Below are 12,957 nucleotides of genomic sequence, written 5' to 3' on the forward strand. Positions count from 1 at the left end.
AGAGAATTTGAATAAAAATGTCGGGAAAATGTTGACTATTTTCTGACTGATTTATATATTGATAATAGAAGTACAACAGAAGTCAGTGACAGATAGCGAGTGGTAGAGCGTGTCCTTACGTATTGAACACCGCATCGGCAAACTGGCGATGCAGCTAGCGTTGTTTGAAGAAGGGGTTGAAGGAGAATCATTTCCTTTTGCACTAGCAGAGAAGTCAGGTTATCAGTTCTGCAAAGGAAAAGTAGGCTCCATGGACGCTCATAAGGTTGTCGCTGCCATTGAAACTGCTGCTAAGAAAGAGCAAATAATCGATGGTTCATTTTACCGGGAGACGCACGCGCTGTATCATGCGATTATCGAAGCGATGCAGGGTGTAACGCGCGGCCAGGTACAGCTTGGCACTGTGCTGCGTACTGTCGGACTCAATTTCGCTATCATACGTGGAAAACCGTATGATAATGAGCGCGAAGGTGAATGGATCGCCGTAGCGTTGTATGGAACCATCGGCGCACCGGTGCGCGGCCTTGAACATGAGACGCTAGGATTAGGAATTAATCATATTTGAATATTGCAAGGATAATGAGCCCATAGCAAACAGATGACAGGGGGCTACATATCGCTTAAAAAAGCGGCTTGGACCGTTTTATTTAAGCATGTGTAGCTCCCTTTTTGTTTGCCTGAAAAAGGAGAGTGAAGTATATGATTAAATTAAACGGTCATTCATTAACGTTAGCACAAGTACGTCGTGTGCTATATGATTACGAGCTGGTAGAAGCTTCGGCGGAAAGTTTGGAGCGTGTGAAAGCAAGTCGGCATGCTGTAGAGAAAATCGTAGCAGAAAATAAAGTCGTCTATGGCATCAACACAGGTTTTGGCAAATTAAGCGATGTTTTAATTGAGCAAAAGGATGTAGAGAAGCTGCAACTGAACCTGATTCGCAGTCACGCATGTGGTGTCGGTCAGCCATTTCCTGAATCGGTATCACGAGCGATGCTTTTGCTTCGAGCGAATGCGTTGCTTAAGGGATACTCCGGCGTGCGACGGGAAGTTATTGATTGTCTGCTGGCATTTGTGAACCATCGCATTCATCCGGTCATTCCCGAGCAAGGATCGCTTGGCGCCAGTGGGGATTTAGCACCTTTGTCCCATTTAGCCCTTGCTCTGGTAGGGGAAGGTGAGGTGTTCTATAAGGGACAAATTGTTCCTGCGCTAAGTGCGCTCCGGGCAGAGAACATTCAGCCTCTTACGTTAACGGCAAAGGAAGGATTAGCACTTATTAACGGTACACAAGCAATGACCGCAATGGGGACGGTTGCCTATCTGGAAGCAGAACAGCTTGCCTCTCAGGCGGAACTAATCGCTGCTGTAACAATGGAGGGATTGCGCGGTATTACGGATGCGTTTACAGAAGAAGTGCATATTGCGCGCGGCTATCCGGAGCAGGTCGCGGTGGCAGCACGAATGCGCGGCTACTTGGCGGATAGTCAACTTACCACGAGACAAGGCCAGCTTCGCGTACAGGACGCATATTCACTACGTTGTATTCCGCAGGTGCACGGGGCTTCCTGGCAGGCACTTGGCTATGTGAAAGAGAAGCTGGAGATTGAGATGAACGCAGCGACTGATAACCCGCTTATTTTCGATGAAGGAGATAAAGTGGTTTCAGGTGGTAATTTTCATGGTCAGCCGATAGCGCTTGCAATGGATTTTCTAAAAATCGCTGTAGCGGAGCTGGCCAATATCGCAGAGCGGCGAATTGAGCGTATGGTAAATCCGCAGTTAAGTGGCCTACCTGCTTTTTTGAGTCCGCAGCCCGGTCTTCAATCGGGCGCCATGATTCTGCAATATTGTGCGGCCTCACTCGTTTCCGAGAATAAAACACTCGCACATCCGGCCAGTGTCGACTCAATTCCATCTTCCGCTAATCAGGAAGACCACGTCAGTATGGGAACCATTGGGGCCCGTCATGCGCACCAGATTGTGCAGAACTGCCGAAGAGTACTGTCCATCGAGCTTATTTGTGCACTTCAGTCTGCAGAATATCAGGGGGTTGAGAAAATGGCGTCCAAAACAAAACAATTCCATGCACAGGCACGCAAAATTACGGCACCGCTCACAGAAGACAGGATATTCTCAAAGGATATAGAAGCCGTGGCCGAATTTTTGAAGCAGACTTCAGTTCAGATGATTACGGATCCATCATTTTTTCAGGAGGTAAGCTAAAAATAACAAAGAAATATGAGAGTAGAGACAGACCGGAGCCTTTAAGGCTTCGGTCTGTTCTAATTAAATCGCTTTTCACCTTCCATAACAATGCAGAAGGCAAGCGTCTTCTCTCAGCCTTCTGTCCCCATTCGTATTTTTTACGTCTTTTTTTATTATGGTATAGTAGTTATGTAAAGTTATTGAGCGAATAGAAGGCGTAAAACCGAAGAAGATAGCAAATATTATACGTATTCCTTCTTTCCTGACCGCTCATATCCGTTTTTTTATCTGGCAGTGCTGTAGTAAATCCAGAAATTGAAGCGGATGTAAATATAATGAGAAGAAGGTGATTTAAACACATGATCAAGCTGGAAAACGTACAAAAAAAATACCAAGATGGGTATGTTGCGTTGAAAGAAGTGAATTTGGAGTGTAACAGTGGCGAGATTACAGTATTTATTGGTCCTAGCGGTTGCGGAAAAACGACTACAATGAAATTAATCAATCGATTGATTCAACCTTCCGCAGGTAAAGTATATGTAAACGGAAAAGATGTCTCTCATATCGATCCTGTTGAACTGAGACGAGGAATCGGGTATGTCATTCAAAGTGTAGGTCTCTTTCCGCATATGAACATTGCGAATAATATTGCAGTTGTTCCAAGGCTGCTCAACTGGGAAGAAGAGCGTATCGCTAAGCGGGTGGATGAATTGTTGAGTGTTGTCGGACTGGATCCTGAGACGTACCGTAGTCGTTATCCTTCGGAACTGAGCGGGGGGCAGCAGCAGCGTGTAGGAGTTGCCCGTGCACTGGCGGCAGAGCCTTCTGTTATCTTGATGGATGAGCCGTTCAGCGCGCTTGATCCGATTAGCCGTGAACAATTGCAGGATGAGCTTATCCGTCTGCAAAAGGATATTAAAAAGACGATTATTTTTGTCACGCATGATATGGATGAAGCTTTGAAAATCGCGGATAAAATCGTACTGATGAAAGACGGAGCCGTCGTGCAGCAGGGCACACCCGAGGAAATTCTGCGACATCCTGCCAACGATTTTGTTAAGGAATTCATTGGCGCCAAGCGACTTAAGCAAGTTCAGGAAATACCGACTGCGGAAGAAGTCATGATTCGCAAAGCTGTAACGGCTTATCCAACCCGTGGACTTGCCGCCTCAATTAAGATTATGGAGAGCAGAAAAGTTGATTCTCTCATTGTCGTGAACGAAAACGATAAGCTGCTCGGTTATATTACAATCTATGATGTGCTAAATCAGTTTAAGGATGAGAACAAGCGGGTTGGCGATATTGTTAAACCGTTTACCCATACGGTAATGCCGAATACTCTGCTAACGCAAGTCATCGATATTGTGGATGAGTATAAGTTGGCATATGTACCTGTCGTAAGTGAAAACAATACGTTGCTTGGCCTGGTCACACGGGGAAGTCTTGTTGGCCATATGTCAGATATTTATCCCTCGAATGGAATCGGGGTGTAATAAATGGAGAAGTATGCACAGGTTTTCGTTGAGCGATGGCACGATCTTTATAGCGCCTTAATTGAGCACATTATTCTTTCAGCAAGCGCGGTTTTACTAGGTTGTTTGGTTGCTATTCCTTTAGGAACATTTTTGGCCAAAACATCTATCGGATGGATTCGTTCTCTATCCTTTACGATTGCGAACATCTTTCAGACCATTCCCAGCCTGGCATTGCTTGCCATTCTTATTCCCTTGTTGGGGATTGGGACGACACCGGCGATTCTTGCCTTGTTCTTATATTCCCTGATGCCGATTTTGCAGAATACGTATTCAGGATTTCAATCGATTGATCCAGGAATTATAGAAGCGGCAAAGGCGGTCGGATATAGCTCAAGCCAGAGGCTGTTTAAAATCGAGTTGCCATTGGCAATCCGCTACATTATGTCAGGAGTACGTTTAACGACAGTTTATATTATTAGCTGGGCGACGCTAGCTACGGTTATTGGCGCAGGCGGCTTGGGAGAACTAATTGTCGGTGGACTATCCGTGTACGATAAGCCGTTGATTTTTGCATCTGCTGTTTTAGCGATGGTACTGGCTTTGGTGGTTGATTTTGTATTATCGCTGTTTGAAAAGAAGCTGACGAAACGGGAGAATTCCAAGCAGAATTTCGCTTAAATCGGGGGTTTTTATTGTATGAAGAAAATAACACTGTTAGCTATTTTGCTGTCCGTACTTCTACTGCTAGCAGGATGTACAGGTAGTAAAGCTATTATTATCGGAACGCAGACATTCACAGAAACAAAGATACTCGGCTATATGTATAAATATTTGATCGAGGATCAGTCTGACATCAACGTTAAAGTGAAAACAGACCTGCTCTCCACTCCATTTATTATCAATGCAATGAAGGAAAATGAAATACAGATGGGGACCGTGTATACAGGCGAAATTTACAATGGGTGGTTTCCGGTCAAGCAGACGAAAGATCCGCAAGAAACGCTGGCTCAGGCCAAGCAGGGATTTAATAAATATCATGGTATTACGTGGATGGACCCGCTTGGTTTTGAGAACACATATGCGTTCACAGTAAGAAAGGACGTCGCAGAAAAGTATAATTTGAAGAAAATTTCAGACCTTCGGGGCCACGCCCAGAATATGAGGCTGGGCGTGGATACGTCGTGGCTAGAGAGAAAAAATGACGGCTACAAAGCTTTTACCAAGACGTATGGGCTTTCATTCGGACGTGTATATCCGATGGAAATTAACCTTGTCTATACAGCTGTGGAAAGCAAGGATGTGGACATCGTGCTTGCCTATTCGTCTGACCCCCGCATTAAAGAATTCAACCTTGTGACGCTGGAGGATGACCGGAAATTTTTCCCACCGTATCTGGCTTCGCCTATTGTACTGAATGGAGCGTTGAAACAATATCCGGAAATAGAGCGGGCTGTAAAGCCGTTGCAGGGCAAAATTGATCTCGATACGATCCGGACCCTTAATGCAAAAGTGGACCTTGAGAAAAAAGATCCTCAGGTTGTTGCAGAAGAATACCTGAAACAGCAGGGGCTTTTAAAATAGAGGTGAAATCATGACCGGAAATATTTTTAGTGAAATTCTAAATTATTTGCAGAACAACTGGAGTACGTTGCTTCTTCTAACCGTGGAGCATATCGGAATGGTTATATGCGGTCTGCTGCTGGCGCTAATCGTTGGGATACCCTTTGGCATTCTTGCTGCGAGAAGCGAAAAAGCAGGGAGCGTTATTCTGGCGTTGGCTAATGTGATTCAAGTATTCCCAAGCCTGGCTCTGTTGGCTTTACTGATGGTTTTCTTCGGTATCGGCTTTACCTCCGTCGTTATTGGATTGTTTCTTTATTCCCTTTTACCGATTATCCGCAATACATATGTAGGGCTTAAAGAAGTAGACAAAAGTATAACCGAGGCAGGAAAAGGTGTTGGTATGACAGCTTTTCAGCTGCTGGTAAAAGTACAAATCCCGCTGGCGCTATCATTTATTCTGTCGGGGATTCGCATTGCGGCCATTATTGCCATAGGTGTTGCTACTCTTGCACCTTTCATAGGGGGAGAGGGACTTGGTAAAGAGATTTATTCAGGAATTAACTTGCGTGATCCCGTTAAAATTTATGTAAGTGCCGTTCTTGCGGCGCTCATAGCGATTCTTGCTGATTTCTTACTTGGTAAGGCGCAAAAAAGAGCGAGAGTCGATTAAAGCATAAAAGACCATTCCTGCTGTTAATTTCAGAAGGAATGGTTTTTTTTATGATGTAGTTTGCATGTCTTTTATAAAAAGCAATATACATAAGTTATATGCAACTGTTTAAGCATACGCATGTGTATAACAGTAATCGAAAATGTAACATGGATACAGGAAAACCCAATAAAATCAATTTTTTACGGAGGTACATAGTGATTGAATTTCGCCAAGTAGACAAATATTATGGCAATTTTCATGTGCTGCAAAATATAAATCTGACGATTTCCGAGGGAGAGGTCGTAGTCATTATAGGACCTTCCGGCTCTGGTAAGTCGACGCTACTTCGCTGTATTAATCATTTGGAGAAAATTTCAAGCGGCGAATTGATTGTCGATAACATAAATGTTCATGATCGAAAGACGAACTTGAATGTTTTGCGGCAGGAGATTGGCATGGTGTTTCAGCACTTTAACTTGTATCCGCATATGACGGTATTGGAGAACATCACACTGGCTCCTATGAAGGTGCGCAAAATAGCACGCGAGGAAGCTCAGAAGACTGCACGCTATTATCTGGAGAAAGTCGGTTTGGCACATAAGGCAGATGCTTATCCGAATGAGCTTTCCGGGGGACAGCAGCAGCGTGTAGCTATTGCAAGAGGACTAACGATGCAGCCGAAGATTATGCTCTTTGATGAACCGACGTCCGCACTTGATCCTGAGATGATCGGAGAAGTGCTGGAAGTTATGAAAAGCCTGGCGAGGGAAGGGATGACCATGGTTGTCGTTACCCATGAGATGGGATTCGCCAAGGAAGTGGCAGACCGTGTAGTTTTTATGGATCACGGGCAGGTCGTAGAAGAGAGCGAACCGAAGGCATTCTTTGAAAGTCCGAAGGAAGAGAGAGCGCGTTCCTTCTTAAGCCGCCTGTTGAACCATTAATTTATGTAATGATAAAAAGGGGGTCTATAAAATGAAGAAGAAGGTATCTGTCCTCAGTCTGGTATTTATGCTAGTGATGTCGGTTATGCTTGTGGCCTGTGGTGGTAAGGAAGCGGATAAACCAGCTGACGCGAATGCACCGGCCAGCGGTGGCACCGAGAAAAGTTCGGTAGCTGCAGCGAAAGAGCGCGGTAAGTTGATTGTAGGTGTAAAATACGACACAAATTTATTCGGTAAGAAGGATCCGGCAGATGGCCAGGTAAAAGGCTTTGATATTGATATTGCAAAAGCGATTGCAAAGAAAATTATGGGTGATGACACAAAAATCGAGCTAAAAGAAGTAACATCAAAAACTCGGATTCCGATGCTGAAAAACGGAGACATTGATGCCATTATTGCCACGATGACGATTACGGAAGAGCGCAAGCAGGAAGTAGATTTTTCTGATGTATATTTTGAAGCCGGGCAGTCCTTGCTTGTACCGAAAGATTCCTCGATTACAGGTATACAGGATTTGAATGGTAAAACCGTTATTGCGGTAAAAGGTTCGACTTCTGCAAAGCAAATTCGTGAGAAGGCTCCAGAAGCGAAAGTCGCTGAATATGAGAATTATGCCGAAGCATTCACGGCGCTCAAATCCAAAAAAGGCGATACATTGACGACAGATAACTCCATCCTGCTTGGTATGCAGAAGGAAGATTCGAGCTTCAAGCTAGTGGGCGGTCTATTCACGGACGAACCGTACGGTATCGCTATTCGCAAGGGAGATGCTGAGATGCTGAAAGCTGTTAACGAAACGCTTTCCGAGTTGAAGTCTTCCGGTGAATACGACAAGATTTACGAAAACTGGTTTGGTGAGAAGCCACAGAAAAAATAGAGAAGGCAGGGGCCTGATGGCGAAGTGGCCGCAGGTCCTTTTTCTCGTCCGAAAGAAGGGGGGTAAGAGCTTATGCTGCAAAATATACTTGATATTTGGTCTAAATACAATGGCGAATATGTTAGTGGTCTGATAACTACATTACAGATTAGCGTAATCTCTCTCATTGCCAGCCTGTTGCTTGGAACGGTAATCGCTATTTTCTGCATTTCCCCGTTCCGTATGCTTGTTATTATTGGACGGGCGTACGTTGAGTTCATTCGGAATACTCCTTTGTTGATTCAAATCTTCTTTTTTTACTTTGGGCTTTCATCGCTGGACATTCAGCTTAGCTCCTTTGTTGCAGGAACACTCGGCCTGACGGTATATACGGCCGCATTTATTGCGGAAGCGATTCGAGCCGGTATTAATTCCATTCCGAAAGGACAGATGGAAGCGGCGCGTGCGTCCGGCTTGACGTATATCCAGGCCATGCGTTATGTTGTTCTGCCACAAGCGTTCAAAATCGTTATTCCACCGCTTGGCAATCAGTTCATCAACCTTGTGAAGAATTCATCCCTTCTTGGTGTTATTGCGGGTATGGATCTTATGTATCATGCTGATATTATTTCGACAAATACATTCAAAACATTTGAAACGTACATTCTAGTAGGGGTTTTTTATCTGACGATTACAGTGCCGCTTTCGATATTGGTAAACTGGCTGGAGCGCCGTCTGAAGCGTGCATAAGCCGAACGGTAGAAGAAAGGAGTGGGGGAGATGGACTTTATCGGCGCATACAGTTGGCCGAATGTAAGGTATTTGCTTGAAGGATTCCTTGTGACGCTTGAAGTGGCTGCAATATCGATTGTTCTTTCTTTTATCATCGCGATTGTATTTGCGATTATTCGGTATATGAAAATTCCTATGCTGTCACAATTTGTGTTTTTATGGGTGGAGATGATTCGGAATCTACCATTACTATTGATTATTTTCTTCGTTTATTTTGCGTTGCGTGATGTGGGAATTAAGATGGAAATATTTAGTGCAGCTATCGCTGCGCTAACGATTTTCGAATCGGCGATGATTTCGGAGATTATTCGCAGCGGTCTTATGTCCGTAGATAAAGGGCAGATTGAAGCAGCACGTGCATCCGGTTTGAACTATGGACAGACGCTGCGCTATATTATTCTGCCGCAAGCGCTACGCCGGATGGTTCCACCGATTGTAAGCCAGTTTATTTCCCTTTTGAAGGACACATCATTGGCGATCATCATTTCACTTCCAGAGCTGATGCATAACGGACAGGTTATTTACAATTCGAAATCAACGTATATTATTCCTGTGCTATTATTGATTGCTATTATGTATTTTGTGGTCAACTATGCTCTCTCAATCGTTGCAAGAAGGCTGGAACATTCCCGTTAAACAAGAAAAACGAGGAGCCGAACAGTCCCACTTATACAGGGGGGGCTGTTCATGCTGCCTCGTTTATTGTTTAATCAATCCACTTTGAAGTTCCGGGCCGCGTAGAGAACCGGCGTGGATAAAAATGAGATAACAAACTTAATTAAATACGTAGTAATGAAGATATCAAGCCATACATTAAGCGGATGCACGCCCGCAAATGCGATTGTACAAAAGATAAGGGAGTCGATCAACTGGCTGAGAATGGTACTGCCATTGTTTCGAATCCAGAGCTGATTTCGTTTTGGGAACTTTTTTTTTAGAAACGTATAGATTTTTACGTCTAGAAATTGACTGATGAAGTAGGCGGCCAGACTGGCCAGCGCAAGGCGAGGCATAAGTCCGAATAATGTCTGCATAGATTCCTGTGCAATGTCGCTCTCATGTGGCTGGAACAGCAGCACCATTTGCATAATGATTGTTGTCATAATGAGAGTGAAGAACCCGAACCAGACGGCTTTTTTCGCGTCTTTTTCACCATACTTCTCATTTAAAAGGTCGCTGGTCAAATAAATGGTGCCGTACATCGTATTGCCAAGTGTCATAACCAAACCAAACATTTCGATGGTTTTCACGACTTGAATATTAGCCAATACTGTAGCAACACCCACCCAGGCGTATAAGCCAAGCTTGCCGAAGAGACGGTAACAGACCAGGAACAGCAGGAAGTTCACCAGTACAAATACCATACCAAAATAAAAATTATACATATGAATACAATGCCTCCTAGTTTTGGTGACGCGGGAGATTTCGAACCGCGGTTTACTTGTTAGTAAAACATTACTATTCTACTTGGTCATAGAAAAAAGAACAATAAAAAAATTACGGACCTAGCGAAAAGCTAGATCCGTAATTTTTCAATCATAAACTCTGGAAGCTGGAAGCAAGCTTCTATAATGTTAGTGTTTACATACTTTGTCTCTATGCCAGAAGGTTGGTTTTCTGCTGGTTTATCGTATATTTTCGATCCCATCGTAAAGCTCCACAAGCCGCCTGGATACGTCGGCACTACTGCAGTGTACACTTTTGTTACCGGGAAAAGGCTTTGAATATGCCGGTGTGTCTGTCCCATAATATCGGCATGAAAGACTGGTGATTGGCTTTGACATACCATAATGCCATCATCTTTCAGGGCACGGTGCAAATTGCGGTAGAAGTCCAGCTCGAAAAGCTGCTCTGCCGGCCCGACGGGGTCGGAAGAATCTACAATAATGATGTCGTAATAGTTCTCATAGTTTTTAACATAAGCAACTCCATCATTATAGATGAAATGTACACGGGGATCAGACAGGTTGCCTGATACTTCCGTAAGGTGTTCTTTACATACTTTTACGACTATTTCATCGAGTTCCACCATATCGATTTGTTCGACATTCGCATATTTGGCTACTTCACGAGCGGCGCCGCAGTCTCCTCCGCCGATGATCAAGACGCGCTTCGGGTTTGGATGGAAACGCAACGGAATGTGGGAAATCATTTCATTATAAATGAATCCATCCATAGAAGTGGTTTGTACAACACCATCAAGTACAAGCATACGGCCAAAGTCATACGAGTCCAGGATTGTTACGTGTTGGAAAGGTGATTCTTCTGAGTGGATGATTTCTTTAATGCGGTAGCTTATTTTTAAATTCTCCCGCTCATCTTCCGTAAGCCAAAGTGCGCCATCTTTTGCCTGGATATAAGACATTGTTTGTTCCATTGTCTACCTCCCTTATGATTTTTGCAAAAAATAAACGTATTCTATACGTGAAGGAAGAAACGTTCAAATAAAAAAGACACGGCGTTTCGCGCAGGAAGCTCCAAGCTTACAGGCTAAACGACTATGTCTTTTACTACCCTACCATATTCATGTTCTAGAAACAATCAAAGAAATGATTTTCGTTCATTTTTTATTTCTTTGCTATAATGAACAAGCAAAGGAATGGCAAGATACAGAGCGTATGCACAAGACATCCAGGCCGTAAAAGCAATAACCTGACCTTGGGAAAGGCTGGCAAATACGGAAGAGTGATATGAAATGGAGAATGTATCAAGAAACAGCCCGACTGTCGTACCGCAGACGGCAAACTTGACTGCGGCATTAGACTGCCTGTCGAATCGGATGTAGAGCAGAGTAACTGCATATAGAAACACAGCAGTACCGATTTCCAGAAGAAGTAGCGTAAGCCAGTAATGATCCGCAACAGGTTCGACAAGCACCCAATGACCAAACAGGAAAAAAAACAATGTAGCCCCGGCCCATACTAGCAGAGCCCATAGTACAGTAAAAGAAAGTTTGTTCAATTCGTATCTACTCCCTCGATTTATTTACCGCTAGTTATCTCGCGCGTAAGCAGTGCTTCCAATTCGCTGTACACCCGGTCAGCTGGAAAAGAATTGGACAGCAACGCCTGGACAGCCAATCCGTCAATCATCGCGTTGATTAGAATGCCCCATGTCTCGGGTGAGATGCCTTCCACAGGTGAAGTGGTGAATATGGAAGCGAATTGTTCGGCTAATGCTTTATTCTCGAACGAAAGCAAATTATGCAGTTGTTTTTTCATTTCTTCATGCTGAAAACTATAGACCATTAGAGAAAAGAAAAGTCGATGATAAAAAGAATCAGACGTACAGCGATCATGAGCTGCATGGAGCGCATCCTTCAGTTTCTCTGGACCCGGACTTGTATTAGACTCCACCTGTTCCCATGCCGATGTGCATATATCTTCAACAAGACTAAGCATAAGCTGTTCTTTGGTACGAAAATGATAATAAACCGTTCCCTGGGTTACGCCAGCTCCTGCCGCAACGGCTTTGAGTGTCAGTTTTTCGATTCCGTATTCCGCAATGCACCTTTTTGCGGAAGCAAGCAGGTCTTGTTTAGAGACGATATTCGGTTTTGCCACATTGCTTCACTCCCTTATATAAGTTATTCAGATAACTAACTAGTATTTTATTCCATCAATAATAGAATGTAAATAGCCAGAGTTTGTTTTGTTTCTTGCCTCGGGTTACAACGAAGAAGTATTTTATTTTCGCTATGGTGATATTATTTTAAAAGGAGAAGTGAAAGGTTTTTTCATCCCTGCTAATAGCTTGTTGCACGTATTAATGTTTTATTGCTCATTGGACAGAAATAAAAAGTGCGGAGTAAGAACAAGGAAATGTACGGATAGACATCATACGTATAACCAAAAATGTTTGAACTCATATTAAGAAGGATAAAGGCATGAGCAGGAGGAGACAATTATGCGCGATCAACAATCAACTATGCAGACGCAAAATCCGATTTCCCAAGCACAAAATGCAGTCAAAAGTGCAAAAAACGCAACCGCACAGATGCAGTCCCATCCGACGGAACAGGCCCGCACAGGCGCAGAGAATGCAATTGCACAGGCAGAGCGGGCAGTTGCGCAAGCGCAGACGAGTGAAAACCATCAAGCAATAGCGGAATTGAACGAGCAATTAGAAGAAGCGCGTAAGCAGCTAAACCAAACAAATACAGATTGAGGATTAAAGAAATCAAAATAAGTATCAGCTATAAAAAATGACCGTGAAAAAAAACGGTCATTTTTCTGTTGACTTCTAGGCTAAAAATGTGATAAATTTAATTTCGCTGCTATGACAAGGGCGAAATGTTGTGTTGATGCTTCAAGTGTTGATATAATATTTCTTTTAGTCAAATGCAGAACGATGAATCAAAAAAACAACAAAAAAGTTGTTGACAAAATGATTCGGGATTGATAAGATATAAGAGTCGCCGCTGAAAAACGGCGCGGCACAAAAAACAAGTTCCTTGAAAACTGAACAGTA

Annotated in this window: 15 protein-coding genes; 11 read left to right on the forward strand and 4 right to left on the reverse strand. The window is 43.6% G+C overall.

Annotated elements, in window-relative coordinates; translation table 11 throughout:
• The first annotated feature begins 109 nt into the window (after nt 1-109).
• The 10 genes from hutP (at nt 110) to HMPREF0083_RS12020 (ending at nt 9,123) form a co-directional block, all read left to right on the forward strand.
• Nucleotides 110-565, forward strand: coding sequence for a hut operon transcriptional regulator HutP (gene hutP, locus HMPREF0083_RS11975; RefSeq protein WP_040302513.1), 456 nt, complete (start codon nt 110-112; stop codon nt 563-565).
• Between the two features lie 134 nt (nt 566-699).
• Nucleotides 700-2,223 carry a histidine ammonia-lyase gene (gene hutH / locus HMPREF0083_RS11980; RefSeq protein WP_021621642.1) on the forward strand — a complete coding sequence of 508 codons (1,524 nt, stop codon included), beginning with the start codon at nt 700-702 and terminating at the stop codon, nt 2,221-2,223.
• A gap of 341 nt (nt 2,224-2,564) precedes the next feature.
• On the forward strand, nt 2,565-3,698 hold the full coding sequence (locus HMPREF0083_RS11985) for an ABC transporter ATP-binding protein (protein WP_021621644.1): 1,134 nt from the start codon (nt 2,565-2,567) through the stop codon (nt 3,696-3,698).
• A 3-nt stretch (nt 3,699-3,701) separates the two neighbouring features.
• Complete coding sequence (locus HMPREF0083_RS11990) at nt 3,702-4,358, forward strand: ABC transporter permease (protein WP_021621645.1); 657 nt, start codon at nt 3,702-3,704, stop codon at nt 4,356-4,358.
• An 18-nt stretch (nt 4,359-4,376) separates the two neighbouring features.
• Nucleotides 4,377-5,261, forward strand: a complete 885-nt coding sequence (locus HMPREF0083_RS11995; RefSeq protein ID WP_021621646.1) for a glycine betaine ABC transporter substrate-binding protein — start codon at nt 4,377-4,379, stop codon at nt 5,259-5,261.
• 10 nt (nt 5,262-5,271) lie between these two features.
• Nucleotides 5,272-5,913: an ABC transporter permease gene (locus HMPREF0083_RS12000; protein ID WP_021621647.1), complete on the forward strand. Its 642-nt coding sequence runs from the start codon at nt 5,272-5,274 to the stop codon at nt 5,911-5,913.
• 149 nt (nt 5,914-6,062) lie between these two features.
• Complete coding sequence (locus HMPREF0083_RS12005) at nt 6,063-6,839, forward strand: amino acid ABC transporter ATP-binding protein (RefSeq protein WP_021621648.1); 777 nt, start codon at nt 6,063-6,065, stop codon at nt 6,837-6,839.
• A 31-nt stretch (nt 6,840-6,870) separates the two neighbouring features.
• Entirely contained in the window at nt 6,871-7,716 is an 846-nt protein-coding gene (locus HMPREF0083_RS12010) for a transporter substrate-binding domain-containing protein (RefSeq protein ID WP_021621649.1), read from the forward strand.
• Nucleotides 7,717-7,788: 72 nt separating this feature from the next.
• Nucleotides 7,789-8,445, forward strand: coding sequence for an amino acid ABC transporter permease (locus tag HMPREF0083_RS12015; RefSeq protein WP_021621650.1), 657 nt, complete (start codon nt 7,789-7,791; stop codon nt 8,443-8,445).
• A gap of 30 nt (nt 8,446-8,475) precedes the next feature.
• Entirely contained in the window at nt 8,476-9,123 is a 648-nt protein-coding gene (locus HMPREF0083_RS12020; RefSeq protein WP_021621651.1) for an amino acid ABC transporter permease, read from the forward strand.
• 74 nt (nt 9,124-9,197) lie between these two features.
• Here HMPREF0083_RS12020 and HMPREF0083_RS12025 read toward each other — a convergent pair whose 3' ends face one another.
• The 4 genes from HMPREF0083_RS12025 to HMPREF0083_RS12040 form a co-directional block, all read right to left on the reverse strand.
• On the reverse strand, nt 9,198-9,872 hold the full coding sequence (locus HMPREF0083_RS12025; protein ID WP_021621652.1) for a queuosine precursor transporter: 675 nt from the start codon (nt 9,870-9,872) through the stop codon (nt 9,198-9,200).
• A gap of 131 nt (nt 9,873-10,003) precedes the next feature.
• On the reverse strand, nt 10,004-10,864 hold the full coding sequence (gene speE, locus HMPREF0083_RS12030) for a polyamine aminopropyltransferase (RefSeq protein ID WP_021621653.1): 861 nt from the start codon (nt 10,862-10,864) through the stop codon (nt 10,004-10,006).
• Nucleotides 10,865-11,028: 164 nt separating this feature from the next.
• Entirely contained in the window at nt 11,029-11,448 is a 420-nt protein-coding gene (locus HMPREF0083_RS12035; RefSeq protein ID WP_021621654.1) for a DUF5367 family protein, read from the reverse strand.
• 20 nt (nt 11,449-11,468) lie between these two features.
• The gene (locus HMPREF0083_RS12040; protein WP_021621655.1) at nt 11,469-12,050 is read right to left on the reverse strand and encodes a TetR/AcrR family transcriptional regulator; all 582 of its coding nucleotides are present in this window, start codon (nt 12,048-12,050) and stop codon (nt 11,469-11,471) included.
• A gap of 343 nt (nt 12,051-12,393) precedes the next feature.
• Between HMPREF0083_RS12040 and HMPREF0083_RS12045 the strand changes: the two genes are divergently transcribed.
• The gene (locus tag HMPREF0083_RS12045) at nt 12,394-12,654 is read left to right on the forward strand and encodes a hypothetical protein (protein ID WP_021621657.1); all 261 of its coding nucleotides are present in this window, start codon (nt 12,394-12,396) and stop codon (nt 12,652-12,654) included.
• Nucleotides 12,655-12,957 lie beyond the last annotated feature (303 nt).

Source organism: Aneurinibacillus aneurinilyticus ATCC 12856, assembly GCF_000466385.1.
In the GTDB taxonomy this organism is placed as follows: Bacteria; Bacillota; Bacilli; order Aneurinibacillales; family Aneurinibacillaceae; genus Aneurinibacillus; species Aneurinibacillus aneurinilyticus.

Bases quoted from the DNA above. Each gene is read 5' to 3' on its own strand.
- hutH (WP_021621642.1), top strand. From the start codon at position 700: ATGATTAAATTAAACGGTCATTCATTAACGTTAGCACAAGTACGTCGT.
- HMPREF0083_RS11985 (WP_021621644.1), top strand. From the start codon at position 2,565: ATGATCAAGCTGGAAAACGTACAAAAAAAATACCAAGATGGGTATGTT.
- HMPREF0083_RS11990 (WP_021621645.1), top strand. From the start codon at position 3,702: ATGGAGAAGTATGCACAGGTTTTCGTTGAGCGATGGCACGATCTTTAT.
- HMPREF0083_RS11995 (WP_021621646.1), top strand. From the start codon at position 4,377: ATGAAGAAAATAACACTGTTAGCTATTTTGCTGTCCGTACTTCTACTG.
- HMPREF0083_RS12000 (WP_021621647.1), top strand. From the start codon at position 5,272: ATGACCGGAAATATTTTTAGTGAAATTCTAAATTATTTGCAGAACAAC.
- HMPREF0083_RS12005 (WP_021621648.1), top strand. From the start codon at position 6,063: ATGGATACAGGAAAACCCAATAAAATCAATTTTTTACGGAGGTACATA.
- HMPREF0083_RS12010 (WP_021621649.1), top strand. From the start codon at position 6,871: ATGAAGAAGAAGGTATCTGTCCTCAGTCTGGTATTTATGCTAGTGATG.
- HMPREF0083_RS12015 (WP_021621650.1), top strand. From the start codon at position 7,789: ATGCTGCAAAATATACTTGATATTTGGTCTAAATACAATGGCGAATAT.
- HMPREF0083_RS12020 (WP_021621651.1), top strand. From the start codon at position 8,476: ATGGACTTTATCGGCGCATACAGTTGGCCGAATGTAAGGTATTTGCTT.
- HMPREF0083_RS12025 (WP_021621652.1), bottom strand. From the start codon at position 9,872: ATGTATAATTTTTATTTTGGTATGGTATTTGTACTGGTGAACTTCCTG.
- speE (WP_021621653.1), bottom strand. From the start codon at position 10,864: ATGGAACAAACAATGTCTTATATCCAGGCAAAAGATGGCGCACTTTGG.
- HMPREF0083_RS12045 (WP_021621657.1), top strand. From the start codon at position 12,394: ATGCGCGATCAACAATCAACTATGCAGACGCAAAATCCGATTTCCCAA.